This window comes from Micromonospora sp. NPDC047465, assembly GCF_040643125.1.
In the GTDB taxonomy this organism is placed as follows: Bacteria; Actinomycetota; Actinomycetes; order Mycobacteriales; family Micromonosporaceae; genus Micromonospora.
In genome coordinates, this window is record NZ_JBEYTP010000065.1 from 1 (window position 1) to 24,467 (window position 24,467).

Annotated in this window: 22 protein-coding genes; 6 read left to right on the plus strand and 16 right to left on the minus strand. The window is 74.7% G+C overall.

Annotated features, from left to right (window positions below; genetic code table 11):
- Positions 1-193: 193 nt before the first annotated feature.
- The 4 genes from ABZ793_RS32030 to ABZ793_RS32045 form a co-directional block, all read right to left on the minus strand.
- The gene (locus tag ABZ793_RS32030) at positions 194-1,453 is read right to left on the minus strand and encodes an AarF/UbiB family protein (protein ID WP_357464288.1); all 1,260 of its coding nucleotides are present in this window, start codon (positions 1,451-1,453) and stop codon (positions 194-196) included.
- A gap of 146 nt (positions 1,454-1,599) precedes the next feature.
- A complete protein-coding gene (locus ABZ793_RS32035) occupies positions 1,600-2,235 on the minus strand; it encodes a hypothetical protein (RefSeq protein ID WP_357464249.1) in 636 nt (211 codons plus the stop codon).
- Positions 2,232-3,125: a methyltransferase domain-containing protein gene (locus ABZ793_RS32040; protein ID WP_357464251.1), complete on the minus strand. Its 894-nt coding sequence runs from the start codon at positions 3,123-3,125 to the stop codon at positions 2,232-2,234. Before ABZ793_RS32040 ends, ABZ793_RS32035 begins: the two co-directional genes overlap by 4 nt.
- A 75-nt stretch (positions 3,126-3,200) precedes the next feature.
- Positions 3,201-5,066 carry a BTAD domain-containing putative transcriptional regulator gene (locus tag ABZ793_RS32045; RefSeq protein WP_357464253.1) on the minus strand — a complete coding sequence of 622 codons (1,866 nt, stop codon included), beginning with the start codon at positions 5,064-5,066 and terminating at the stop codon, positions 3,201-3,203.
- Positions 5,067-5,353: 287 nt separating this feature from the next.
- Here ABZ793_RS32045 and ABZ793_RS32050 point away from each other — a divergent pair, with 287 nt between their 5' ends.
- Positions 5,354-6,133 (plus strand): NAD(P)-binding domain-containing protein, encoded by a 780-nt coding sequence (locus ABZ793_RS32050; RefSeq protein ID WP_357464255.1) that lies wholly within the window; start codon positions 5,354-5,356, stop codon positions 6,131-6,133.
- Here the strand turns inward: ABZ793_RS32050 and ABZ793_RS32055 are convergent.
- The gene (locus ABZ793_RS32055; RefSeq protein WP_357464257.1) at positions 6,061-6,774 is read right to left on the minus strand and encodes a helix-turn-helix domain-containing protein; all 714 of its coding nucleotides are present in this window, start codon (positions 6,772-6,774) and stop codon (positions 6,061-6,063) included. The genes ABZ793_RS32050 and ABZ793_RS32055 overlap by 73 nt on opposite strands.
- Positions 6,775-6,930: 156 nt before the next feature.
- Here ABZ793_RS32055 and add point away from each other — a divergent pair, with 156 nt between their 5' ends.
- On the plus strand, positions 6,931-7,995 hold the full coding sequence (add, locus tag ABZ793_RS32060) for an adenosine deaminase (protein WP_357464259.1): 1,065 nt from the start codon (positions 6,931-6,933) through the stop codon (positions 7,993-7,995).
- 10 nt (positions 7,996-8,005) lie between these two features.
- Here the strand turns inward: add and ABZ793_RS32065 are convergent, their stop codons facing one another.
- The 4 genes from ABZ793_RS32065 to rfbD all read right to left on the minus strand — a co-directional run bounded on the left by ABZ793_RS32065 (position 8,006) and on the right by rfbD (position 12,850).
- Positions 8,006-8,920 (minus strand): homocysteine S-methyltransferase family protein, encoded by a 915-nt coding sequence (locus ABZ793_RS32065; protein WP_357464261.1) that lies wholly within the window; start codon positions 8,918-8,920, stop codon positions 8,006-8,008.
- Positions 8,921-9,093: 173 nt separating this feature from the next.
- Complete coding sequence (locus ABZ793_RS32070) at positions 9,094-10,263, minus strand: aminotransferase class V-fold PLP-dependent enzyme (protein WP_357464262.1); 1,170 nt, start codon at positions 10,261-10,263, stop codon at positions 9,094-9,096.
- A gap of 644 nt (positions 10,264-10,907) precedes the next feature.
- Positions 10,908-11,936, minus strand: coding sequence for a dTDP-glucose 4,6-dehydratase (gene rfbB / locus ABZ793_RS32075; protein WP_357464264.1), 1,029 nt, complete (start codon positions 11,934-11,936; stop codon positions 10,908-10,910).
- A complete protein-coding gene (gene rfbD, locus ABZ793_RS32080; RefSeq protein ID WP_357464266.1) occupies positions 11,933-12,850 on the minus strand; it encodes a dTDP-4-dehydrorhamnose reductase in 918 nt (305 codons plus the stop codon). The genes rfbB and rfbD overlap by 4 nt, the downstream gene beginning before the upstream one ends.
- Positions 12,851-13,017: 167 nt before the next feature.
- Between rfbD and ABZ793_RS32085 the strand changes: the two genes are divergently transcribed.
- A complete protein-coding gene (locus tag ABZ793_RS32085) occupies positions 13,018-13,593 on the plus strand; it encodes a dTDP-4-dehydrorhamnose 3,5-epimerase family protein (protein ID WP_357464268.1) in 576 nt (191 codons plus the stop codon).
- 215 nt (positions 13,594-13,808) lie between these two features.
- Here ABZ793_RS32085 and ABZ793_RS32090 read toward each other — a convergent pair whose 3' ends face one another.
- Positions 13,809-14,744: a hypothetical protein gene (locus ABZ793_RS32090; protein WP_350712455.1), complete on the minus strand. Its 936-nt coding sequence runs from the start codon at positions 14,742-14,744 to the stop codon at positions 13,809-13,811.
- 161 nt (positions 14,745-14,905) lie between these two features.
- Between ABZ793_RS32090 and ABZ793_RS32095 the strand changes: the two genes are divergently transcribed.
- On the plus strand, positions 14,906-15,526 hold the full coding sequence (locus ABZ793_RS32095; protein ID WP_357464270.1) for a TetR family transcriptional regulator: 621 nt from the start codon (positions 14,906-14,908) through the stop codon (positions 15,524-15,526).
- Between the two features lie 69 nt (positions 15,527-15,595).
- Positions 15,596-17,185: an MDR family MFS transporter gene (locus ABZ793_RS32100; protein WP_357464272.1), complete on the plus strand. Its 1,590-nt coding sequence runs from the start codon at positions 15,596-15,598 to the stop codon at positions 17,183-17,185.
- A gap of 95 nt (positions 17,186-17,280) precedes the next feature.
- Here ABZ793_RS32100 and ABZ793_RS32105 read toward each other — a convergent pair whose 3' ends face one another.
- From ABZ793_RS32105 to ABZ793_RS32130, 6 genes are read right to left on the minus strand one after another with little or no spacing between them, the layout of a single operon-like run.
- Positions 17,281-18,177 (minus strand): STM4011 family radical SAM protein, encoded by an 897-nt coding sequence (locus ABZ793_RS32105; RefSeq protein WP_357464274.1) that lies wholly within the window; start codon positions 18,175-18,177, stop codon positions 17,281-17,283.
- Positions 18,174-19,499 carry an STM4012 family radical SAM protein gene (locus ABZ793_RS32110; protein WP_357464276.1) on the minus strand — a complete coding sequence of 442 codons (1,326 nt, stop codon included), beginning with the start codon at positions 19,497-19,499 and terminating at the stop codon, positions 18,174-18,176. The genes ABZ793_RS32105 and ABZ793_RS32110 overlap by 4 nt, the downstream gene beginning before the upstream one ends.
- Positions 19,496-20,299, minus strand: coding sequence for an STM4013/SEN3800 family hydrolase (locus ABZ793_RS32115; protein WP_357464278.1), 804 nt, complete (start codon positions 20,297-20,299; stop codon positions 19,496-19,498). The genes ABZ793_RS32110 and ABZ793_RS32115 overlap by 4 nt, the downstream gene beginning before the upstream one ends.
- A complete protein-coding gene (locus ABZ793_RS32120) occupies positions 20,287-21,396 on the minus strand; it encodes an STM4014 family protein (protein ID WP_357464280.1) in 1,110 nt (369 codons plus the stop codon). Before ABZ793_RS32120 ends, ABZ793_RS32115 begins: the two co-directional genes overlap by 13 nt.
- Before the next feature lies 1 nt (position 21,397).
- The gene (locus ABZ793_RS32125; protein ID WP_357464282.1) at positions 21,398-22,345 is read right to left on the minus strand and encodes an STM4015 family protein; all 948 of its coding nucleotides are present in this window, start codon (positions 22,343-22,345) and stop codon (positions 21,398-21,400) included.
- Between the two features lie 6 nt (positions 22,346-22,351).
- Entirely contained in the window at positions 22,352-23,284 is a 933-nt protein-coding gene (locus ABZ793_RS32130) for an STM4015 family protein (RefSeq protein ID WP_357464284.1), read from the minus strand.
- A gap of 289 nt (positions 23,285-23,573) precedes the next feature.
- Between ABZ793_RS32130 and ABZ793_RS32135 the strand changes: the two genes are divergently transcribed.
- Positions 23,574-24,383, plus strand: coding sequence for a SigB/SigF/SigG family RNA polymerase sigma factor (locus ABZ793_RS32135; RefSeq protein ID WP_357464286.1), 810 nt, complete (start codon positions 23,574-23,576; stop codon positions 24,381-24,383).
- Positions 24,384-24,467 lie beyond the last annotated feature (84 nt).

Consider the following 24,467-nt stretch of genomic DNA (forward strand, 5'->3'; position numbering starts at 1 on the left):
GTCAAGGTGGTGTCGGGGCTGCCGCCGGACCGTGCGGTCAAGGTGGTGTCGGGGCTGCCGCCGGACCGTGCGGTGGAGGTGGTGTCGGGGCTGTCGGCGGGGTGGCCGGACCGGGCCGAGGCTGCCTCGACAGGTGGGCGGTCGGGTGACGTGGGCCCTGTCGAGCTGCCCCGTCCGTGGGGGCCGCCCGTCGTCAGCGGATGCCGAACAGCGCCCGGTTGAGCACCGGCTTCGCGGTCTCCTGGAAGTCGATGTCGGGGTCGAGCGACCGCACCGTGCCCTCCACGACGAGCAGCGACAGCAGCGGGAAGACCAGCTCCGGCGACGCGGCCACCCCGTACCGGCGTTGCAGGTCGAACAGCTCGCCGGCGAAGGCGATCAGGCTGAACTCCTTGGCCGACAGGCGGTAGCTGCGGGCCACCAGGTCCTTCACGCCCTCGGTGAAGGCCGGCACGTCCGCGTCGTCGGCGACGCCGATCGCGCTCTCCAGCACGATCGCGGCGCAGCGGTCACCACGCCCGATCGACATGTTGAGGAAGAAGTCCGCGAAGAGCCCGCGCATCTTGTCCGACAGTTGGACGCTGAAGCCCGCGTCCAGCACCACCACCTGCCCGCTGCGCGTGAAGTAGAGGTTGCCGGGATGCAGGTCGCAGTGGACGAAGCCGTTGATGAACAGCATCTGGTAGACCACGGTCAACGTCGACGCCGCGAACGTCCGGCGCATCGCGCGGGGGCACCGGGCGCCGGTGTCGACGGCCAGGTCGGGGATGAAGTCCATCACGATGGCGGCCGGCCGGCTCGCCGCGGCGTGCACCCGGGGCACGCGTACCCGCGGGACCCCGCCCAGGTCCTCCCGCAGCCGGTCGAGGTCGCGTCCCTCGCGGCCGAGGTCGAGCTGGCCCAGCACCGACTCGCAGAGGCTGTCCACCACCTCGCGGACCGGCACACCGCGGAACATCGGCAGCCGGGCGACCACCGAGGCGCCCCGGCGCAGCAGGCCGAGGTCGGCGGCCATCCGGGGACCGATCCCGGGCCGGCGCAGCTTCACCGCGACGGTGGCCCCGTCCGGCAGCGTCGCCCGGTAGACACAGGCGATGCTGCCGCTGGCCACCGGCGTCTCCTCGACCGAGGCGAAGACGGTGTCCAGCCGGTCCCCGTACACCTCGCGCAGCGCGGCCCGGCTCTGCGCGGCGTCCATCGGCGGCACGTCGTCCTGCAACATGGACAGCTCGTCGCAGAGCAGCGCCGGCACGACGTCACGGCGGGTGCCCAGCACCTGCGCGGCCTTGATGAACGTCGGGCCGAGCCGGGCGACCGTCCGCGCGACCTCCCGGGCGAAGCGGCGGCGGCCGGCCGGCCGGCCGTGCCGGAGCGCCGTGCCGGCGGCTGCGGCGAGCCCCGCCGCGAGTGACGCGGTCGCCACCGAACCGATGACGACCGCGCGTGCGCCCAACCCCGCCCCACCGGGTGCGAGCGGTGGACGGCGCGATCCGGTGGGTGAGGCGCCGCGCAGGGCCGCCGAACCGAGGGGGGAGAGGCCGAAGATGAACTTGGACGGAACCATCGTGCGCCTTTCTGCCGAGGGGTCAGCAGGCCGGGTCAGGCGGTCGTCGCGGACAGCCCCGGCACGTCCAGCGCCCGCAGGCGCAGGTTGGCGGCGTCGCCGTACCACAGCCGCAGGCCGTCCCAGGTCAGGCTGGTGGGCCGGCCGTCGACGTGGATCTGCAGCACGTTCCGCCCGGCGCGCAGGTCGAAGACGGTGATCGCCTCGCCGAGCCGGTCGGTGTGGGCGACGTACCGGTCCGTCACCGTCACCCCGGTGACGCCGAGCGGGGCGGGTACGGTGGCCAGGAGCCGCAGGTCGGAGGCGTGCCGGAGCTCCAGCGCGTCGGACCAGCCCAGCCAGATGCCGTCCTTGCCCGCCTCCATCCCGCAGATCGGCACGCCCGGCCGTGGGCTCGGCACGTCCCGCAGGATGTCGCCGGTCTGCGTGTCGCAGAGCCGCAGCGCCCCGTCGGTGGCGTAGAGCAGGTGCCCGCCGAGCGAGGTGAGCCCGGCCACCAGGCCCGGGCAGGACAGCGTGTGCCCGGGGGCGCCGGTGCGCGGGTCGAGGCAGGTGGCCTGCCCGCGGCCCTGGTCGGCGTACCAGAGTGCGTGGCCGGACCAGGTGAGGCCGGCGAGCTGGTCGGCGTCGATGGAGAGGTCGTGCACCGACGCCGCGGTGTAGATGATCATCGCTTGTCCGCCCGGTCGAGGTGACAGTCGAGGCGCCACCGGGTCACGTCCCGAGCGGCGGGACCCTCCGGACGTCGGGGGCGCACGTGCACGGTGTCGCCCGCGGCGACCCGCGTGTGCCGGAGCGGCCAGACGAAGACCGCCCAGTTGCAGCCGAGGTAGGAGGGCATGTTGGACAGTTCGATGCCCGGCGCCAGCGTGGCGGTGAAGTATCCGAGGACGGCGTGCAGCGTGCCGTCCCGCTCCAACGGCAGGGCCAGCGGCCGGGCGGCGCGCAGGCCGGTGTCGCCGCGGCCGGTGTCCACCAGCACGGCCGGCTCGCCGAGCAGGACCGGCTCGCGGCTGAGGAAGTGCAGGTGCGCCGACGGCTCGACCAGTTCCTGGACCACGTCCAGCCGCATGCCGAGGAAGTCGTCGCTCCAGATGCCCCAGCCCTCGTCGTCGAACTGCACGGCGGCGAGCCGGGTGACCACCCGCTCGGGCACGACGACCCCGCCGGGCCGCAGGTTGCGGCGGTTGAACGTGCGCAGGATGCGGGCCATGTCCTCCTCGGGCCCGAGGTTGCCCATCAGCTCGCAGACGGTCACGTCGACCTGGCGCGGCAGCCGGGCGAGGCGCGCGTCCCCGACGACCAGGGTCACCCGGTCGTCCCAGTCGTTGGCCTTGATGATCCGGTCGGCGACGGCGGCGACCTGGGGATCGGCCTCGACGGCGTACACGTGGGCGGCGCCGTGCCGCAGGGCCAGCGCGGTGAGCGCCAGGGTGCCGGCGCCGACGTCGGCCACCACCGTGTCCTCGTCGACCGCCGCGGCCAGCGCCCGGTCGTACGCCTCGACGCGGCGTCGGTCACCGAGCATCGCCTGGTGCATGAGCAGGTGGCGCTGGTCCATGTGCGATCTCCCGCCCGTCGACCGGCCTGATCTACTGGAGAATCATATAGCAGAAATTGACGCTTGTCCCCTGCCTCAGCGACCCGTGTGGCAGCCGCAGGTGCAGGCGACGGAGGGGGGTTCGCCGTCCACGCCGTGCTCGTGCAGGAGCTGCCGGGCCAGGGCGTGCACCGTGCCCAGCATCCGGTAACGCCGGCCCGACGAGCTGTGCCGGACCTCCAGGACCGACTTGTCCACCAGTCGCTCCAGCAGCATCTGCACCGTACGCGGCTCGCCGGCGATCGCCTTGTCGGCGACGGCCGCCGCCTCCAGGCAGAACGCGGCCGGCATCGCGCCGAGCGCGGTGAAGCAGCGTTGCTCGGCCGGGTCCAGCAGCTCGATGCTGCGGTGCACCGCGGCGTGCAGGGAGCGGTGGTGACTGGGCACGCCGCGGCGGGGCGGCTGGATCCGGTGCAGCGGGTCGTCGAGCCCGTCGACCAGCGTCTCCAGGCGCTGCGTCCGCAGGCAGGCCGCGGCGAGCTCGATGGCCAGCGGCAGCCCGTCGAGGGCCCGGCACACCGACGCCACCGCCTCGACGTTGGACTCGGTGAGCCGGAAGCCCGGCCGCACCTGCGCCGCCCGCCGGGCGAACAGCTGCAGGGCGGGCTGCGCGGCCAGGTGGCCGGGCTCCGCGTCCACGCCCAGCGGTCGGACCGGGTACACCGCCTCGTAGGGCAGCCCGAGCAGCTCCCGCGAGGTCAGCAGGATGGTGATCTGCGGGCAGTTCCGCAGCACGTCGTCCGCCAGGTCGGCGGCCTCGTCGGTGACCAGCTCGGCGTTGTCGAGCACGAGCAGCAGCTTCCGATCGTGCAGCCGGTGCACCAGCGGTTCGCAGCGGCCGGCGCCCCGGGCCGGTGGCTCGTCGACGGCGACCTCGACCGCCCGGGTCAGGTCCGGGCCGGTGCGGACGTTCGCCAGGTCGGCCACCGCCACGCCGTCGGCGAACCGCTCCCGCAGCTCCTCCGCCGCCGCCAGGCCGAGCGCCGTCTTGCCGACGCCGGCCGCCCCGGTCAGGCTCACCAGGCGGTACTCGCGCAGCAGGTCGCAGACCGCCGAGAGGTCCGCCGCCCGCCCGATCAGCTCGTCCACCACCGGTGCCGGCCCCCGCCACGGTGGTTGGTGGACGCCGGGCCGGGCGTCCAGCACCTCCCGGTACGCCGCCGTGAGCTCGGGGCCCGGGTCCACGCCCAGGTCGAGCTTGAGTCTCGTGCGCACGTCGGCGTACCGCTCGATGGCCCACGCGCGCTGGCCGATGTGGGTGAGCGCCTGGAGCACCCGGGCCTGCACCCGCTCGTTGAGCGGCTCCGCCTGGGCCAGCCGCTCGGCCAGCGGCAGGACCGCGTCCGGCCGGCGCAGCTCGAGGCCGAGCGCGACGTAGTCGAGCGCGGCGGCCAGGAACTCCTGCCGCAGCGGGCCGATGTCGTCCTGCTCGGCCAGCAGCGCGGACAGGTCGCCGATCTGGGGATCCTGCCACTGGTCGACGCTCTCGCCGTACCGGGCGAACGCGCTCTCCAACTCGCCGCTGTCCCGCAGCGCCGACGCCCGCCGGACGCCGGCGCGGAACACCTGCAGGTCGAGCTGGTCGTCGGCGATGGTCAGCCGGTACCCGCCGGGCACCGACACGATGACGTTGGTCCGCTGCCGTCGAGGCGTGTCGGGCTCGACCGCGTGGCGCAACCGCGCGACGTAGGTGTGGACCAGGTTGGCGGCCCTCGTCGGTGGCTGTCCCGCCCAGAGTGCGGCGATCAGGTCGTCCAGCGGCACATGTCGTCCGGCCCGCAGGGCCAGCAGGGCGAGGACCGCCCGCTGCTTCGGGGGGCCGAGGTCGACCTCCCTGCCGCGAATCGTCGCTCGGACGGGACCGAGGATCTGAATTCGGAGTTCGATCTCGGTCCGGTTCACACGTCCCCCAGCTGTCGTGGCGCTGTGCTCAGTGCTCCTCCACTTTAAGTGAAGAACTTCCATACTTAAAGAGGTGGCGCTGTCGCACTGGGTAGCCGACCCGGCGTCGTCCCGGCGTCAAGTGGCCGTCAAGAACGGTGCCGGAAACTTGGCTGCGGCAACCGGCGGCACCCGATCGAATCGTGTCCGGCCCAGGCCGGGCAGCTCTCGACCACGACCCGGAGCGGAGAGATGCGGACGATCGCACCCCACGGTTCGTACCCCCACCTCGCGACGCGGCCCCGCCCATGATCGTCGGCATCATCGGGCGCGGTCGGATGGGATCGGCCCTGGCCAGGGCACTTGCGGTGCACGGGGGGCCGGTGCTGATCGCCGGTCGCGGCGACCCGGTGCTACCGCCCGACCCCTTCGCCCCGTACCCCGGAATCCGGTCCGTCCCGACGGGCGCCGTCGTCGCCGGGGCCGACCTGGTCGTCCTGATGCTGCCGTTCGCCGCCGCCGTGGAGCTGGCCCTGGCCGGCCGGCTCGACGACGGACGAGGGCGTACGGTCATCGATGCGACGAACCCGCCGCGGGCTGGTGTCGCCCCGCCCGCTCCCGCGGAATCCGGTGGACGGTTGCTAGCGGAACTGTTACCGCAGTGGCGCGTCGTCAAGGCGCTCAACACCGTGCCGGCCGGCATGCTCGACGAGCCCGTCCTCGACGGGCGCCCGGTCACCGTGCCCCTGGCCGGCGACCACCCGCCGGCCAAGGCGGAGGTGAGCGCGTTGCTGCGCCGGCTCGGGTTCGCCCCGGTGGACGTCGGTGGCATCGACCGTGCGCCGGCGCTGGAGTCGCTGGCCGACCTGTTGATGGCGATCAGCAGCCGGCACGCCCTCCGGGGCCGGCTCGGTTTCCAGGTCGCCCTCGCGGAGCCGCGGGCCGCGGTGGACGGTGGGCTGTCCGGGCCCGCGCACGTCGAGCTGAGCCGCCGCGCGCCGGCCGGCGGCGAGCGTCAGCGCCGGCCGGCGCCCGCCGCGGAGAGCGCCCGCTCGCCGGCCGGTCGGCCGCCGAGGCCGAGCAGGTAGAGGCAGCGGGGGAGTGCCGCCGGCGGACCGGTGACGGAGACCGCCCCGCTGACCACGGCCTCGACCGGCTCGATCGCGCCGCTGCCGAGGTCGAAGAAGGTCCGGGCGTCGGTGGCGACCCGCAGCGTGGCGTCCGCGCCGGCCGTCCCCTGCACCGTGCGGGCCGCGCCGTCGGCGACGCGGACGTGGAACACCTCGCCCTCGATGTCGAACTCGTAGACCTCGTCGGCGAGGGCGCGGGCCGGGTCGACCATGGACTCGATGGCCAGCACGGCCCAGGAGGCCCGGGTGACCGAGGCGCCCGTGCGGACGGGCTGCTCGGCGAGCAGCGTCAGCCCGAACCGGGCCAGCACCAGGACCGGCTCCCGCAGCTTCTCGCCCAGCTCGGTGAGCGCGTAGCCCGCCGTGCGCCGCTCGGCGTCCAGCGGCTCGATGATGCCGGCCTCGGTCAGGAAGGCCAGCCGGTCGGCGAGCAGGTTGGTGCCGATGCCCGGCAGGGCGTCCAGCAGGTCGCGGTATCGGCGAGGCCGGACCAGCAGCTCGCGGATGATGAGCAGCGTCCAGCGTTCACCCACCACGTCCAGTGCGAAGGCCAGCCCGCATTGCTGGCCGTACGTCCGACGGTCCCGTTGCTCTTTCACGGCGCTCCTCGATGCCGCAGCGCGGACTCGGCCGCGCTTCTTTACTTAGACATAGTACATGACTGCCTCTTCCAGATTGCCCTCCTGCCTGCGGAAATTCCCGTGGCGCCGGTACGCCCCATATTGTCCATCCGCGACCTGCCTAGAATCGGCCCGGTGACGACCGCCGTACCGGCCGGGCAGGACCTCACCGACGTCCTTGCCCGCCTGCCCAAGGTCGAGCTGCACGTGCACCTCGAAGGGTCGGTGCGGCCCGGCACCCTGCTCCGGATCGCCCGCCGGCACGGCCTCGACCTCGGTCGGCTCGACGAGGCGGCGGTGGTGGAGCTCTTCCGCTTCCGCGACTTCCGCCACTTCACAGATCTGTACGAACAGTGTTGCGCGGCGTTACGCGACCCGGCCGACCTCGAGCTGATCACAGAGGAGCTCGCCGACGAGGCGCACCGGCAGAACGTCCGCCACCTGGAGGTGACGTTCAGCCCCGGCACGCACCGGCGGGGGGCGGGCATCCCGTTCGACGAGCAGCTCGACGCCGTGGCCCGGGGCGCCGAGCAGGCCCGCCGCCGTACCGGCGTCACGATGCGCTTCGTCGTCGACCACGTCCGGGGCGGGCCGCCGGAGGAGTGCCAGCAGGTCGCCGAGTGGGCGGTGGCCGGCGCCGGCCGGGGGGTGGTGGCGCTCGGCCTCGGTGGTTTCGAGCCGCGGCGCCCGGCGTCGCTGTTCGCGGAGGCCGTCCGGTGGGCGGCGGCGCGGGGGATGCCGTTCGTGCCGCACGCGGGCGAGGCGGTGGGGCCCGAGGGCGTCTGGGACTGCCTGCCGTTCCGCCCGCCGCGCATCGGGCACGGCATCCGGGCGGTCGAGGACCCGCGGCTGGTGGCGGTGCTGCGGGACCGGGGCGTGGTCCTCGAGGTCTGCCCCACCAGCAACCTGCGTACGGGCGTGGTCTCCGAGCCGGGGGCGCACCCGCTGCGCCGGTTGTGGGACGCCGGGGTGCGGCTCACCCTCAACACCGACGATCCCAGCATGTTCCACACCGACCTGCTCGCCGAGCACCGCCTCGCCGTCGAGTGGCACGGTTTCACCGTGGCCGAACTCGCCGCCATGACGCTGATCGGGGTCGACGCCGCGCTGCTGCCCGCGGCGGAGCGCGCGGCGCTGCGCGAGCGGGTGACGACCGAGCTGGCGGAGCTGGGCGTGACCGCCGCCGGCCTGCCCGCCTGAGTCCGCACGGTCAGCCCGGGCGCGGCGCCAGGCGGGACCGCAGCGCGGCGATGTGCGCCGGGGTGGTGCCGCAGCAACCGCCGACGACGCCCAGCCCGACCGGGCGCCAGGCCGCCCAGAGGTCGGCGAAGGCGTCGGGCGTCAGGCAGGGCGGGAGATAACGGTCCACCGGGGCGGCCGGCGGCACCCCGCTGCGGTCCTCCACGTTCGGGTACGCGCCGAGCAGGCCCGGCCCCGCGGTGCGGATCCGTCGCAACGCCCGGTCGGTGCCCGCCGGGTCGGTGCAGTTGACGAGGACCGCCGCCGCGCCGGCCGCCCGTACCGCGTCGGCCGCCACGGCGACGTCCTCACCGGACAGCAGGCGGGCGTCGCCGGTGCAGACGAAGCTCACCCAGGCCGGCAGGCCGTGCTCGCGTACCGCCCGGGTGGCGGCGACCGCCTCCCGGACGGTGTTCATGGTCTCGACCAGCGCCAGGTCGACGTCGGCGCGGGCGAGTTGGTCGGCCAGCCAGCCGTGCTCCCGCCGCAGCACCGCGGCGCCGGGCACCAGGTCCGGCCGGTAGCAGTCCTCGACCGGAGCGACGGAGGCGGCGACGAGCACCCGCCGGCCGGCCACCGCCGGGTCGGCCGCCCGGCGGGCCAGCGCCACGGCGGTACGGACCAGGCCGGCGGCCGTGGCCTCGTCCGTCCCGGCCCGGTACGCCGTCCGCAGGGTGGTGCGGAACGTGTCGGCGGTGAGCACGTCCGCTCCCGCCGCCACGTACGCGCCGTGGATGCGGGAGACGAGGCGCCGGCCCTCGGCGTCCAGCAGGCAGCGCGCCGTCCACCACGGGGCGGACACGGACCGGCCGAGCCGTTGCAACTCGGTGCCCAGCCCGCCGTCGAGGACCAGCGGCCCGGATGTCGACGCCCCCGGTACGTCCACCGACGCCTCCCCGCCCCTGCCGGCCCCGCTCGTCGTGGCCGGCCGCCCGATCGTGGCACGGTCGGTTCGGCCGGCACGACGTCCGCGCGCCGCCGGAGGGGAACTCCGCAAGCTGTGAGACAGGCGCGGCCGGGCCCCGCCGGCCACGCCGGTGCCGCACCCGGCCGGCGGGGTCAGGCCCGGGGGGAGGCGATCGCCGCGACGCCCCCGAGCAGCGCCCGCACGTCGTCCCGCGTCGTGTAGCGCGCCACCCCCGCGCGCAGGGACTCGGGCGCGTCGGGCGACACGGCCCGCAGCGCCCGCTCCGCGCCGAAGGTGCCGTGCCCCACGGTGATCCCCTCGGCGGCGAGGATCGCCGCCACCTCGGCGGCGGACCGGCCGACGACCTGGAAGGACACGATCGGGATCGGGGACCTGCCGTCCGGACGGCCGAGGACGCGCACCCCGTCGATCATCCGCAGGCCGCGGGCCAGCAGGTTGGCGAGGCGTTCGCCGTGCCGGAACACGGCCGAGCGGTCCCAACGGAGCAGCACCTCGGCCGCCACCCCCGCGGCGAGGACCGCCTCGATGTCCGGCCCCCGCGCCGCCCCCGGCCGGTCCGTGGTCCGGGCGACCACCGACCGGGGCCGCCCGTCGCGGTTCCACAGCACCCCGCACCGGGGGCCGTACCACTTGTCGGCGGAGGTGACGAAGGCGTCGCAGCCCCACGCGGCGACGTCCACGAACCGGTGCGCCGGCGCCTGCACCCCGTCCACGAAGATCCGCGCGCCGGTGGACCGCGCGGCCGCACAGATCGCCGGGATGTCCGGCGTGCTGCCGAGGACGTTGGAGCCGGCGGTGACCGCAACCCACCGGGTACGCGGGCTGAGCTGCTCGGTGACCGCGTCGACGGTCAGCTCTCCGCTCGGCGACAGGCCCGCCATCCGGACGACGGCACCCTGCCGCCGGGCGGACTCGCGCCACGGGTCCACGTTCGCGGCGTGGTCGAGAGCCGTGCACATCACCTCGTCGCCGGGGCGGAGTGCGGGCGCCACGGACCGGACGAACCCCTCGGTCAGGCTCGTCATGTCGGCGCCGAACGACACGATGCCGCCCGGTGCCCCGATCAGCGTACGGAAACGACCGGCCGCCCAGTCGAGCACCGTGCGGGGCCGCGGGTGCGCGACGTCCGCGCCGGCCCGCGCGGGATAACGGGTCATCACGTCGCGGACCGCGTGGTGCATCAGGGTGCCGGCGGGAGCGTCGAACCGCGCGGCACCCGGCCGCAGGTCGGGGAACTGCTCCGTGACGGGCCGTGTCACCAGGGCGGTGAGGGGGAGCGCATCCAGCTCGCCGAAGGTCATCTCATCGAGGGGGATCAGATCGCCGCGGCGGTCGTACGGACGCGCGCGGTGGTGCCGGTCGGCAAGGGGGAACCAGGCAGAGCACGGTCCCGACAGGGCACCGGCACGGTGTCTCCTCGATGGGCGCATGTGGACATCGCGTTCGTCGCAGCTGCGTGCTATCCCAGAGTCGTACTGACGGGCCGCGGGGGACGGCTCCTCTCAGTTCGGCGAAAAATATCACATCCGGCGCGTACGGGCGAGCCCGTGACGACGGTGAGTGAGTTTCGCCCGTGGCCGTGGCCGACCACCCTGCTCGTACCCGGCGCGATCCCGCACGACTACGGCATGAGCCCGGGCCCACCGGGTCCGACGTCGGTCGCCGCCGGGTCGGCGTCCGCGTCGGCACCCTGGGGGTCGCCCCACCACCGCCAGAAGTCCGCGCCGGTGGCCGGCGCCCGCCCGGCGGGTGCCCGACGCCGCAGGCCCGTCCGCCCGTCCGGATCGGTTCCGGTCCACCAGGACAGATGCCGCGGGTCGACCTCGGGCACCTCGGGACTCCCGTCGGCTCCGGCGGCCCGGGGGCCCTCCGGCGGGGCTCCCCCGTGACAGGCGACGGACACCATCGCGGACCTCCCGTCCGGTGTCGATCGAGGACAGTCAGGCTAACCCGCCGTCGGTCCCGGGCGGTCTCCCAGCTTGCGCAACACCGGGCGGCGCCGGAGGGGCTCCCACCAGGCACGGTTCGCGCGGTACCAGGCGACCGTCTCGCCGAGCCCGCCGTCGAGGTCCTTGCGCGGGGTGTACCCGAGCTCGCATCTGATCTTGCTCCAGTCGACCGCGTAGCGCCGGTCGTGCCCCTTGCGGTCCTCGACGTAGCGGATCCGGTCGGGGTCGGCGCCGCAGGCCGCCAGCAGGCGATCGGCCATCTCCCGGTTGGTCAACTGGGTGCCCCCGCCGACGTTGTAGACCTCCCCGGCCCGGCCCCGCGTCCGCACCAGCTCCAGCGCCCGGACGTGGTCGTCGACGTGCAGCCAGTCGCGCACGTGCAGCCCGTCGCCGTAGAGCGGGACGTCCCCGCCGTCGAGCAGGTTCGTGATCGCCAGCGGCACCAGCTTCTCCGGGTGCTGGTGCGGGCCGTAGTTGTTGGCGCAGCGCGTCACCCGCACGTCGAGCCCGTGCGTCCGGACGAAGGCCAGGGCGAGCAGGTCGCTGGCGGCCTTCGCGGCGGCGTACGGCGAACTCGGCAGGACCGGGTCCGTCTCCGGCCACGTGCCGTGCTCGATCGACCCGTACACCTCGTCGGTGGAGACGTGCACGAAGACCGCGCGGTCGCCGTGCCGTCGCCGGACCGCGTCCAGCAGCGTGTAGGTGCCGAGCGTGTTGGTGCGGACGAAGTCACCGCCGTCGGCGATGGACCGGTCCACGTGGGACTCGGCGGCGAAGTGCACGACCTGGTCGTGCTCCGCCACCAGCCGGTCCACGAGGTGGCTGTCGCAGATGTCGCCGCGGACGAAACGATAGGCCGGGTGGCCGGCGACGGGGCGCAGGTTGGCGAGGTTGCCCGCGTACGTCAGCTTGTCCAGCACCGTGATCCGGACGCCGCCCGGTCCCGCCGGCCGCAGCAGGGTGCGGACGTAGTGCGACCCGATGAAGCCCGCGCCGCCGGTGACGAGGATCCTCGTCGCGTTCATGCCGACCTCCGTCGCGTGCGCTCCCCGCCGGCCGGCTCGGCCCGGCTCCGCTCCTCGGCCACGGCCGCCTCGATCATCCGTCGCCACGGCGGCAGCGGGCCGAGGCCGGCCCGCGCCCACCCGTCGTGCCCGAGGACGGAGATCCGTGGCCGCCGGGCGGGCCGGGCGGCGAGCGTCCCGCTGCCGCTCGGGCGCACGCGGTCCGGGTCGAGCCCGTGCAGTGCGAAGACCGTCCGGGCGAAGCCGTACCAGGTGGTCCGGCCGGCCGCCGTGCCGTGGTAGATGCCCGCCGGCGCCCGCCCGGCGGCGGCCAGCCCGGCCAGCGTGACCAGCCGGTCGGCGAGCGCGCGCGCCCAGGTGGGCTGGCCGTGCTGGTCGTCCACGACGTCCACGAACTCCGTCTCGGCGGCCCGGCGCAGCACCGTGCGGACGAAGTTGGGGCCGTGGCGGCCGTACAGCCACCCGGTGCGGACCACGTAGCCCCCGGCGGGCAGCAGGCCGCGCACGGCCCGCTCGCCGGCGAGCTTGCTGCGGCCGTACGCGTTCAGCGGGGCCGGCGCAGCGTCCTCCGGCCACGGCGCGGTGGTCTCGCCGGAGAAGACGTAGTCGCTGGACAGGTGGATCAGGAGCGCCCCGCTGCGCGCGCACGCCCGGGCCAGGTTGGCCGGGCCGGCGCCGTTCACCGCGGTCGCGCCGGCCTCGTCCGACTCGGCCCCGTCGACGTCGGTCCAGGCGGCGGCGTTGACGACGACGTCGTGGCCGGGCACCGCGTGACGGACCGCGGCGGCGTCGGTGATGTCGAGCATGGCCCGGTCGAGGGTGGTGTGCCGGCCGCCGGCGAGGACCTCGCCCAACTCGCGGCCCAGCAACCCGCCCGCGCCGGTCACGAGCAGTCGTGGCGTCGGCGCGCTCATCGCCGGCTCCGGTGCGTCATCGCCACGCCCGCGTCGTCGGCCTCGTAGTCCAGAATGGATCGACGGGTGTCCCGGCGTGCGGGTGGACGCCGCGTCGGTTTTCCGATTCGCTGGCTCGACGGCCGGTCGTGACCGGCCCGCGAGTTCCGCGACGGGTGAGGAGGACAGTGGTGGACATCCGGGCGTTGACGATCGAGGGTTCGTGGCTGGTCACCCCGGAGCAGCACCACGACGACCGGGGCCTGTTCCTGGAGTGGTACCAGGCGGGCCGCTTCACCGAGACGGTCGGACGACCGTTCAGCGTGGCGCAGTCCAACGTCTCCGTCTCGGGACGGGGGGTGATCCGCGGCATCCATCTGGTGGACGTGCCACCCGGCCAGGACAAGTACATCACCTGCGTCTCCGGGGCGGTGCTCGACGTCGTGGTGGACCTGCGGGTGGGCTCGCCGACCTTCGGCCGGTGGGAGGGGGTGCGCCTGGACGACGTCGACCGCCGCGCCGTCCACCTCGACGCCGGGCTCGGCCACGCGTTCTGCGCGCTGACCGAGCCGGCCACCGTCGTGTACCTCTGCTCGTCGCCGTACGACCCGGCGGCCGAACGCACCGTCAACCCCCTCGACGCGGAACTCGGGATCGCCTGGCCGGAGGGGCCGCGTCGGCTGTCGCCCCGCGACGCCACCGCCCAGTCCGTGGCGCAGGCGCTGGCCGCCGGCGTGCTGCCGGCCTACGTGCCGCGCGGGTAGCGCGACGCCGCGCCGGCCGGGCGTCACCCGCCGCACCTGGGCGCGCCGGCGGCCGGGTGCGACGCGCCGGTCGCCGGCCCGGGTCGGGGTCGGGCCGGCGCGGGGACACCGACGACGGTGCCGCCGGCCGTGGCCGGCGGCACCGTCGCGCAGGCGGCGTGGTCGCGGCGACCCGCCGCCGCGGGTCCGGCGCCGGCCGGCCCGCCCGGCATCGCTCACCTGCTGTTGTACGGCATGGTCGGGAACCATCCGTAGTCGAACATCGCCGGTAGCCGGACGTCCCAGTAGACGACCATGAACACGCCCAGCGCGATCAGCATCCCGCCGGTCAGCGCGGCGGTCCGGGACGGGCTCGCCGCCAGCCAGCTCACGAAGCGGCCGCGGGTGAGCACCACGATCAGGGCGAACAGCGCCGTCACGACGGCCACGTTGCCGATGGACTGCAGGACGAACGCGCCGGCGCCGTAGAGCGGGTTGCCGGAATCGACGGCCCAGTGGAAGAGCTTGTTGAACAGCGGGTATGGACGGCCGATCAGGAAGCCGCCGACGAGGGCGCCGAGCACCACGACCCGGGCCGCCGGCCGGTGCGCGAACGGGTCCCGCAGCACCCCGAGCGCGGCCAGGCCCAGGTAGACGAAGGCCAGCCCGATCAGCCCGAACACGACCATGGACTGGACCAGGCGTACCGGGAGACCGCCGACCGTGGCCGTGGAGAGCTGCGGCAGACCGTCGCCGACCAGCACGCCGACGAAGCCGTAGACCGCGGCGACGGCGACCATGCCGGCCGTGAGCCAGCCCACCGGGCGTACCAGGCTGCGCAGCCCGGTCCTCGTCGCCCCGCCCGCACCGGCCTGGCTCATCGGGCCGATGGACGCCGCCATGGCGATGTTGCAGGCGGTGAACGTGCCGGCCAGACCGGAGACGAAGGCGAAGACGAGACCGGCCAGGGTGCCCCCGATCGCGGTCGCCTTGGCGTCGCGGCCGAGCACCGCGTTGGCCACCGAGTCGCCGATGACGTGGTCGACGAATTCGTAGGACCACAGCACCGACAGCAGCACGCCGGCGGCCGTGGCGCCCAGCACGATCCGTCCCCGCCCGGCCGGTGTCGCCCGGGGGGCGACGGCGGCGGCTTTTTGCTCAGTGACAGCCATGACTGGATTTTGGGCGACCGGCCCCCGATCGGTCTTCTCGCAGGTTGCCGGATGTCCCGGGGCCCGACTGCGCCCGCTGACCGGCCGGGCCGGCCAATGGTCCGCGTCACGTCGGGGCTAATTTCTTGCACAAAGTGCAAGATCGCTTGTAGCGTTCCCGCGTGCACACCGCCGAGACCGAACCCGGCTCCGGCCGGCGCGACCGCAGGAAGCGCCGGACCCGGGCCGCGCTGACCGAGGCGGCGCTCCGCCTCGTGGCCGAGCGCGGCCTGGCCCAGGTGACGGTGGAGGAGATCAGCGAGGCGGCCGGCGTCTCCCCGCGTACCTTCTTCAACTACTTCGCCTGCAAGGACGACGCGCTGGTCGGCGACCACGCGGGCGACGCGGCGCGGCTGGTCGCGCGCCTGGCGGCCGTGCCGCCGGAGGTGCCGGTGCTGACCGCGCTGCGGGCCGCGCTCGCCGACGTGGTCGACGAGGTGCGCACCGAGCGCGAGCTGTGGTGCCTGCGGATGGACGTGGTGACGCGCAACCCGGTGTTGCTGCCCCGTCTGGTCGCCGGCAACGTCGAGACCGAGCGGGCCATCGCCGAGGTCGTCGCGGCGCGGGTCGGGGTCGACCCCGGCCACGGCTACCCGGCACTCGTCACCGCCGTGGCCGGCGCGGCGGTGCGTACCGCGATGACCCGGTGGGCCGCACACCCCGACGGACCGGACCTGGCCGACCTCGTCGACGAGGCGTTCGCCGCGCTCGCCGCGGGCCTGCCGCAGCCCGACCCGTCCTGACCCTGCAAGCCTCCTTCCGGGGAACGGTCCCCGGACGGCCCGTGAACCCGCACCCGTGAGGAAGCGTCAATGACCGCCACCGTGCCCGCCGAGACCCCCAAGGTCAGTGCCGGCCGCATGTCCCGCCGAGAGGTGCTCCAGGCACTCTCCGGCCTGATGGTCGGCATGTTCGTGTCGATCCTCGCCTCCACGGTCGTGGCGAACGCGCTGCCGCGCATCATCGCCGACCTGGACGGCTCCCAGACCGTCTACACGTGGATCGTCACCACCGAACTGCTGGCCATGACGGCGACCGTGCCGCTGTGGGGCAAGATGGCCGACCTCTACAGCAAGAAGCTGCTCATCCAGCTCTCCCTCGGCCTCTTCGTGGTCGGCTCGCTGATCGCCGGGTTGACGCCGAACGTCGAGGTGCTGTTGATCAGCCGCATCGTGCAGGGGGTCGGCGCGGGTGGCATGACCGCCCTGGCCACCATCGTGATGGCGGCGATGATCCCGCCCCGCGAACTGGGTCGCTACGCCGGCATCTTCGGCGCCGTGTTCGGCGTCGGCACCATCGCCGGCCCGCTCATCGGCGGCGTGCTGGTCGACACCTCCTGGCTCGGCTGGCGGTGGTGCTTCCTGATCGGGGTGCCGTTCACCCTGCTCTCGATCTTCCTGCTCCAGCGCACCCTGCACCTGCCGGTGACCCGCCGCAAGGTGCGGATCGACTGGCTCGGGGCGCTGCTCATCACCTCCGGGGTCTCCACCCTGCTGATCTGGTCGTCCCTGGCCGGCAACTCCTTCGCCTGGGCGTCGGGCTGGACCGCCCTGATGGTCGGCGGCGGGATCGCCCTGCTGGCGCTGGCCGTCGCGGTGGAGGCCCGCGCGGAGGAGCCGATCGTGCCGCTGGGCATCTTCCGCAACCGGACGGTCTCGTTGACCACCATCGCCAGCGTGCTGGTCGGCGTGGCGATGTTCGGCGGCACGGTGTTCCTGTCCCAGTACTTCCAGATCTCGCTGGGCAAGTCGCCGACGGTGGCAGGGCTGATGAGTCTGCCGATGATCTTCGGCCTGCTGGTCTCGTCGACGATCGCCGGCCAGCTGATCACCAAGACCGGCCGGTGGAAGCGCTACCTGGTCGCCGGCGCGGTGGTCATGTCGGTCGGCATGCTGCTGCTGGCCACCATCGACGCGCACACCAGCGGGCTGCTGCTCGGCGTCTACATGGCGGTGCTCGGCGTCGGGGTCGGCATGCTGATGCAGAACCTGGTGCTCGCCGCGCAGAACGACGTGCCCGCGCAGGAGCTGGGCGCCGCCACCTCCGTGCTGACCTTCTTCCGCAGCATGGGCGGCGCGATCGGGGTCAGCGCGCTCGGCGCGGTCATGGCCAACCGGGTCGCCTCGCTCTCCGCCGAGAAGCTCGGCCCGCTGGCCGGCGGCGCCGCGGGGGAGGGCTCCGCCGAGGTGCCCGACCTGTCCACCCTGCCGCCGCCGGTGCTGCGGATCGTCCAGGACGTGTACGGCACCGCCACCGCCGAGCTGTTCCTGATCGGCGCCCCGTTCGCGTTGCTCGCCGTGGTGGTCGTGCTGTTCATCCGGGAGAAGCCGCTGCACACCCTCAGCGGTGAGGAGCGGCGCGCCCAAGAGGAGGCGGCGGCCGCCATCCCCGGCGCGCACTGAGGATCCACGCCCGATGACGGAGGGGGCGGCCCGGCCTGCGCCGGTCGCCCCCTCGCCGGGTGTCGACGGCCCGCCCGCCCGGGCCGGCGCGTCGCTCAGGACGGGCGCAGCCGAGGCGGGGCGACCGGCACCGGCGGGCGCGCCGACGGCCAGGCCGCCGGGATGCGTTCCAGCAGCCCACCGGCGAAGACGTCCCGCAGGCCGAGCGGCTTGAGGTGCACATACCCGATGTGGCAGTCGCAGGTCGCGTTGACGCACGGGCGGGGCCGCAAGGCCGGCCGCCACGAGCCGTCGTACAGGTTGCCGATCGGTTCGGCGATGAAGTGGCACCGGCGCACCGTGCCGTCCCCGAGCACGGAGACGGCGGTCTCGCCCGCGTGGCAGGGCCGGTCGAGCGACACGTGCGGGCGGACGCTGAAGCCGAAGAGGGGGTCCAACTCCGTCCAGACCGCCTCCTCGGCGGCGTCGTAGCGCCGGCCCTCGGCGGCGTTCACCCACAGGTAGACCTCGGCGGGCAGGGCGGCCCGCAGCGCCCGTGCCTCGCCGAGGTGCTCCGGCAGGCCGACCACGCCGACCGAGTACCGGATGCCCAGCTCGGACAGCCGGAGGCAACGGCGCAGGAAGCGGTCCCGGTCGACCTGGCCGGGGTGGTACGTGGTCCACAGGGCGGCGGCGCGGGGGTCGGCGTCGGCCAGCCAGTCCACCCGGGCGGCGAGGTTGGTCTGGATGACGACCCGGTCGACGTGCGGCAGGTGCGACAGCGACACCATCGCGTCCCGGTACCAGCTGCGGGTCAGCCCCTCGCCCCACGGGGTGAACAGCACGGACAGCCGCACGTCGGTGGTGGCTGCGACCCAGCCGGCGAAGCGGTCCAGGGCGGCCCGGTCGGCGCGCAGCAGCTCCGGCGGGTCGCGCCGCTTGGCGAAGGGGCAGTACGGGCAGTCGTAGTTGCAGCTCGCCAACGGGCCCCGGTAGAGGATCGCCAGGTTCACCTCGGCACGTACCCGGTCATCGCGTCGCGGACCCGGGCCGAGGTCAGCCACGGGCCGACCGCGTCGGAGCGGGCCAGCCCGGCCGGGGTCAGCCGCAGCCCGCCGTGGGTGGCCCAGCCCCGGTCGACCAGGCGGCCCAACTCCGGGAAGTCCTCGCCGGGCGGGCGGCCGAACCGGGCCCGGTAGGCAGCCGAGTCGACGCCGTCGACGCGCAGCAGCGACTTGAGCAACCACCGGCGGCGCTGCTCGGCGCCGTCGAGGGTGAACCCGAACTCGGCGTGCCGGAAGTCGTCGGCCGGGCGGGCCACGTAGTCGTCGAGCACCGCCCGCACCTGCGACACGCCGACCGCGTAGTCGAACGAGTAGTGCAGGCTCGTGGTGTAGGAGCGGGCGCCGCAGCCCAGCCCGACCATGCCGTCGTCCTGGCAGCAGTAGTCCGGCCCGTCCGGCGCCGGCACGTCGGCGCGGCGGAACTGCCGCATCGACTCCTGGCGGTACCCGGCCGCGCCCAGCGTCGCCACCGCCTGCTCGTAGAGGGCGAGCCGCTGGGCGTCCCAGTCCGCCCGGCCGTGCGCCCGCCGCCCGAGCCCGGTCAGCGGCCGCACGTACAGGGGGTAGAGGTACAGCTCCTCGGGACGCCACGCCAGCGCCGCGTCGAGGCTCTCCCGCCAGGTGTCGGCGGTCTGCCCGTCGATGCCGTAGATCAGGTCGATGTTGAGCACCGGGATCCGGGCGTCGCGGATCGCCGCCAGGGCGGCCTCCACCTCGGTGCGGCGCTGCGGCCGGCCGGCGGCGCGGGCCTCGACGTCGAGGAAGCTCTGCACGCCGATGCTCACCCGGGTGGTGCCGTGCGCGGCGAGCACCGCGAGCCGGTCCGGCGTCGCGGTGGCCGGCGAGGTCTCCACCGACAGCGGTACGCCGGGCAGCCGCGCCCCCGTCGTGGTGGTGGCGATGTCGAACAGCTCGGCCAGCTCGTCGGCGCTCAGGTACGTGGGGGTGCCGCCGCCGAACGCCGCGCGGGCGTACCCGGCGTCGGCGCCGAGCGCGTCGGCGACCCGTTCGGCTTGCCGGCGCAGCTGCCGCAGGTAGCCGGTCACCTGCTCGGCGGGGGCGTTGGCGCGGGTGAACAGGTTGCAGAACCCGCAGCGCATCTCGCAGAACGGCACGTGCACGTAGAGGAAGAGCGCGTCGCGCGCCTCGGCCCGCCACACGTCCGCCAGCAACGGCCGGGGCCGCAACGGCCGGTACGAGGTCTTGTGCGGGTACGCGTACAGGTACTGCTGGTACGGCGAGCCGTCGAGGCCCGTGTCGGTGCTGGTCACCATTCTCCTGGGTGCAGGGTGAAGTGGGCGTACGGGACGGTCCACACCACGTCGTGGCCGATCCGGTGGCCGGTGTGGCCGTCCTCCCCGTACGCGGTGCCGTGGTCGGCGCAGACGATCGCGAAAACCGGCCGGCCCCGGCCGGTGAGCAGGGCGAACAGCCGGTCGATCCGGCCGTCGACGTACTCCAGGGCGGCAGCGTGGCTGGCCGGGCTGTCGACCTGCGCGCCGGGCAGGTGGTGCCGGTTGGGCTGGTGCAGCGCCGCGACGTTGAGGAACGTGAACAGCGGCTGCCCCGCCGGCACCCGCGGCAGCACCTCGGTCAGCCGGTCGAGCTGGGCGTCCAGGCAGGTGGGGGAGGTGACCCCGAACTCCGGCTCCCAGTGCGCCTCGGCGAACAGGCCGGGCAGCACCGCGCCGAGCGGGCTGCGCCGGTTGAAGAACCCGACCCCGCCCAGACAGAGCGTGTGGTAGCCGACGCCGGCCAGGGCGGTCGGCAGGTCCGGCGCGTCGAACACCCACGTGTCGCTGCCTGCGGTCTCGCTGCCGGGGAAGGCCGCCGCGTACAGCCGCTCGTGCCGGCCGGGGGCGACCGGGGTCGGCAGGAAACCGGCGAAGAACGCGTGGTGCGCGGCGTAGGTGAAGCTGGCCGGGGAGTGCCGGCGCTCCCACCGGCCGCCGGGCAACGCCCGGGCGAGGTGCGGCGTCCGGCCCTGCTCCGCCAGCTCGGCGGCGACGTCGTAGCGGAGCGTGTCGAGGGTGAGCAGGAGCAGGTCGTGGCTGCCGATCAGACTCCGCACGTCAGCACCTCCGCCCCGGCGAGGGCGCGACCGGCCGCCTCCGACCGCCAACGCCGCCACCGGCCGTCGATCAGGGCGTGCACCTGCTCGGCGTAGGTGTCCCGGCCGTCGGCCAGCACCCCCGGCAGCAGGTCGCCGAACGCGTTGACCTCCGCCACCGCGTGCCGCCGCCAGCCGACGAGGAACATCAGGTCGATCCCCACCTGGAGCGTGCGGGGAAAACACCCGGCGACCCGCTCGCAGGTCTCCATCGCCGCCGCCCACGCCGCCGGCCCGGCGGCCGCCCGCAGCGCGGCGAGGTCGCCGCGGGCGTTGCCCAGGTGCAGGTTGGTCAGCGGACCCCGGGCGGCCCGCACCACGGCATGGGTGGGCCGCCCGGCGACCACCACCACCCGCAGGTCGACCACCCGGTCGCCGAGCCCCGCCTTGGGCAGCCACCGCTCCACGTGCAGGCCCTCGGGCGCGATCCGGTCGACGATCGCGGCGACCTGTGCCTCGTCCGTGTAGCGGCGGGGCCGCAGCGAGTTGAACAGCCCGTCGGGGGTCGCCTCGACGGTGGTGACCGCCTGCACCCGGCGGCCGGCGACCGCCAGCGCGACCACCCCGGCGGCGGACGAGCCGTGCGCGGGCTTGACGAACACCCGACCCCAGCCGGCCGCCGCCATCGCCGCCCGCAGCTGCGCCCAGCCGTGCACCGGGGGCAGCACGGCCGGCACCGGCACCCCGGCGGCGGACAGCCGCGCGTGGCAGCGCCGCTTGTCGCACATCACCGCGACGTCCGCCGGGTCGTTGAGCAGCTCCGCGCCGCCGGCGGCGACCCGGCCCAGGCCCCTGAGCAGCCCGGCGTACGTGTCGGCCAGCCCGACCAGCTCCCCGTGCCGGGCCGGGACGGCGGCCCGGCGCAGCAGCCGGTCCACCTCGGCGTCCTCCCCGGGCGAGTCGACCCGCACCAGCGCATCCGGCGCCGGTGGGGCCGCCCCGGTCAGCACGTCGAGCCAGGGCAGCACCGCGGGCCGGGGCAGGCCGGCGGCCAGCACCGCCCGGGTGAACAGGCCGACCCGACGGTTGTCGGGGTTGCCGACGACGGTCAGGCGCATGTCACTCCGACACCGCCGTGTAGCGGTAGCTCTCGCCGTCGTACTCGTCGGCCTCCTGCGGGTCGGACACGTCGACCCGGACGCCCGGCAGCGCGGCGACCACCGAGGCGGCCATCTCCTCGGAGAGGTAGTGGTGGTGCAGGTCCAGTTCCGCCAGGTGGCTCAGCGGCTGCCCGGCGAGCAGCCCCGCCGCGCCCCGGTCGCCGAGCGTGCCCAGCGACAGGTCCAGCCGTTCCAGGCGCGGCACCACCGCCGCCCTCGCCAGGGCCTCGGCGAGGTCGTCGGCGTGCTCCGCGTTGCGCAGCCCGAGCCGGCGCAACGCGCCGAACCGCTCCCCGGCCAGCAGCGGGGCGAGGTCGGAAACCTGCGCGTCGCCGCCGTAGTCGGAGGTGCCGAGCCACAGCTCCAGGTCGGTGAGCGCGGGCAGGTCGGAGTCGAGCACCGCGCCGACGGACGCTGCGGACAGCCCGCCGGTCTCCACCGCCAGCTCCCGCAGCCGCGCGTGCCGCACGGGAGAGAACGTGAGGTCCTCGCCGCCGCGGACGCGCAGCACCTCCAGCTCCGGGTACGCCGTCAGCAGCGGGCTGACGTCGCCCACCCTCATCCAGGAGACCTCGCACTCCTCGCTGGTCATGTCACCGAGGAAGAGGGCGCGCAGGGCGGGCAGCCGGGGCGCCGCCGCGCAGAGCTGCGCGATCGGGGCGGGGTTGAACGCCGCGTACCCCCACGAGCCGACGACCAGGGACTCCACGGAGGGCCCGGCCTGCGCGACGAACCGGTCGAACGCCACCCGGAACTCGTCCGAGAGCTTGTAGTCGGCGGTCTCGTCGAAGTGCCACAGGGAGAACCGCCACGAGACCGGACCGTCCACCGTGGGCAGCGGCCCGTCGACCGGTACGTCGACGACCGGTCGACCGGCGAAGGCCCGCGCGTGGGAACCGAAGGCCACGGCCGATCACTCCCCGACCGCGGTGTAGCGGTACCGGGTGCCGTCGTACTCGTCGGCGGTCTGCGGGTCCGACACGTCGACGCGCACGCCCGGCAGCGCGGCGACCACCGACGCGGCCATCTCCTCGGAGAGGTAGTGGTGGTGCAGGTCGAGCCGCGTCAGGTGGGTCAACGGCTGGCCGGCCAGCAGCGCCGCCGCGCCCTCGTCGGTGAGCGTGCCCATCGACAGGTCGAGGACCTCCAGCCGCGGGACGACCGGCGCCGCGGCGACGGCCGCTGCCACCGCGTCGGCGATCTCGGCGTTGCACGGCGCCAGGTGCCGCAGCGCGGGCAGGCCGGCGCCGGCCAGCACGCCGGCCAGGTCGTCGACGGTCGCGTCGCCGCCGTAGTCGGACCTGCCGAGCCACAGGTCCAACCGGTGCAGGGCCGGCAGCTCGCAGGCGCCGACGGCCCGCACCACCCCGGCCGGCAGCCCGCCGGACTCGAAGCGCAGCTCACGCAGCGCGTCGTGCCGGACCGGCTCCAGCCGCAGGTCCTGCGCGCCGCGCACCCACAGCACCTCCAGCGACGGGTACGCCGCGAGCAGCGGGGTGATGTCGCCGTGCCTGAGCCAGGAGATCTCGCACTGCTCATAGGTCAGGTCGGCGAGGAAGACCGCCCGCAGCGCGGTCCACTCCCCAGCCGCCGCCACCAACGCCTCCACCGGCAGCGGCCGCTCGTACGCCTCGCCCCACTCGCCGATCACCAGGGCGCGCACCGCGTCGGCCGGCACCTGCTCGCGCAGCGCCTGCACGAGGCCGGCGAACTCCTCGGGCTCCGCGTCGAAGTCCTCGACCTCCAGCCGCCAGGCGACCGCCGACGGGTCGTCGGGGAGGGTCATCCCCGGTGTGAACGGCAGCACCGGCAACCCGGCGAACGACGACACGTGCGAACTGATCACGCCTACCTCCGGTCGACTGGTGCAGCGGCGGCGAGACCGTAACAGGTGTGCCCGACAAGATGATCAGCGGCGGTCGGTGGCAGACGCGCGCGGTCCGCCGCCGCCAGCGGTGAGCCACGGCGGCGGGGGCGGGCGACGACGGCGGGACGCGTATCCCATTTATTAACCATTTGCGGCTTTCGTCCATCAGCCGTTCGGTTGATGAGGCGACAGCCTTTGGTCTAGGGTGGGCTGCACTGCGGTCGGCGCTCCAGGGTGCCGCCGCGCCGTGCGGGACAGGAAGGCCAACATGATCACCACGACCATCGCGCCGACGACCAGCACCGACGCCAGCACCACGGCGGCCGGGGACGAGTCCCGCGCGAGCGAGCTGATCGCCGCCCTCGCCGCACTGCCCGAGGGGCACCCCGACCGGCCGGCGCTGCGGGAGCAGGCGATCGAGGCGTGGCTGCCGCTGGCCCACCACCTCGCCTACCGCTACAGCGGGCGCGGCGAGCCCACCGGCGACCTGGCCCAGACCGCCGCCCTCGGGCTGATCAAGGCGGTGGACCGGTTCGACGCCTCCCGGGGCGTCGACTTCGCCGGCTTCGCCATCCCGACGATCCTCGGCGAGATCAAGCGCCACTTCCGCGACCGCACCTGGAACATCCGCGTCCCCCGACGGCTGCAGGAGCTGCGGCTGCGCATCTCCGAGGCCAACGGCACCCTCACGCAGACGCTCAACCGGGCCCCGACGGTCGCCGACATCGCCGCCCACCTCGACATCACCGAGGAAGAGGTCCTGGAGGGCCTCGAGGGCGCCCGGGCCTACAACGCCGTCTCCCTGTCCACCCCCATCGGTGACGGCGACAGCGCCACCGAACTGGCCGACACGCTCGGCGCCGAGGACGGCGAGTTCGAGCTGGCGGAGCTGCGGGTGGCCCTCGGCCCGGCGCTCGCCACCCTCGACGAGCGGGAGCAGAAGATCCTCACCCTGCGCTTCTACGGCAACCTCACCCAGAGCGAGATCGCCGCCCGGGTCGGCGTCTCCCAGATGCACGTCTCCCGGCTGCTCGCCCGCGCCCTCGGCAAGCTGCGGGGGCAGCTCGCCGACTGCTGAGTCGGGCTTCCCGTCGCACCGGCCGCCGGAGCGTCAGCGAGGGGCCCTTCCGCACGCCTCCGGCAGAGGAAGGGCCCCTCGCTG

Bases quoted from the DNA above. Each gene is read 5' to 3' on its own strand.
- ABZ793_RS32035 (WP_357464249.1), bottom strand. From the start codon at position 2,235: ATGATCATCTACACCGCGGCGTCGGTGCACGACCTCTCCATCGACGCC.
- ABZ793_RS32040 (WP_357464251.1), bottom strand. From the start codon at position 3,125: ATGGACCAGCGCCACCTGCTCATGCACCAGGCGATGCTCGGTGACCGA.
- ABZ793_RS32050 (WP_357464255.1), top strand. From the start codon at position 5,354: ATGATCGTCGGCATCATCGGGCGCGGTCGGATGGGATCGGCCCTGGCC.
- ABZ793_RS32070 (WP_357464262.1), bottom strand. From the start codon at position 10,263: ATGACCTTCGGCGAGCTGGATGCGCTCCCCCTCACCGCCCTGGTGACA.
- rfbB (WP_357464264.1), bottom strand. From the start codon at position 11,936: ATGAACGCGACGAGGATCCTCGTCACCGGCGGCGCGGGCTTCATCGGG.
- rfbD (WP_357464266.1), bottom strand. From the start codon at position 12,850: ATGAGCGCGCCGACGCCACGACTGCTCGTGACCGGCGCGGGCGGGTTG.
- ABZ793_RS32090 (WP_350712455.1), bottom strand. From the start codon at position 14,744: ATGGCTGTCACTGAGCAAAAAGCCGCCGCCGTCGCCCCCCGGGCGACA.
- ABZ793_RS32100 (WP_357464272.1), top strand. From the start codon at position 15,596: ATGACCGCCACCGTGCCCGCCGAGACCCCCAAGGTCAGTGCCGGCCGC.
- ABZ793_RS32120 (WP_357464280.1), bottom strand. From the start codon at position 21,396: ATGCGCCTGACCGTCGTCGGCAACCCCGACAACCGTCGGGTCGGCCTG.
- ABZ793_RS32135 (WP_357464286.1), top strand. From the start codon at position 23,574: ATGATCACCACGACCATCGCGCCGACGACCAGCACCGACGCCAGCACC.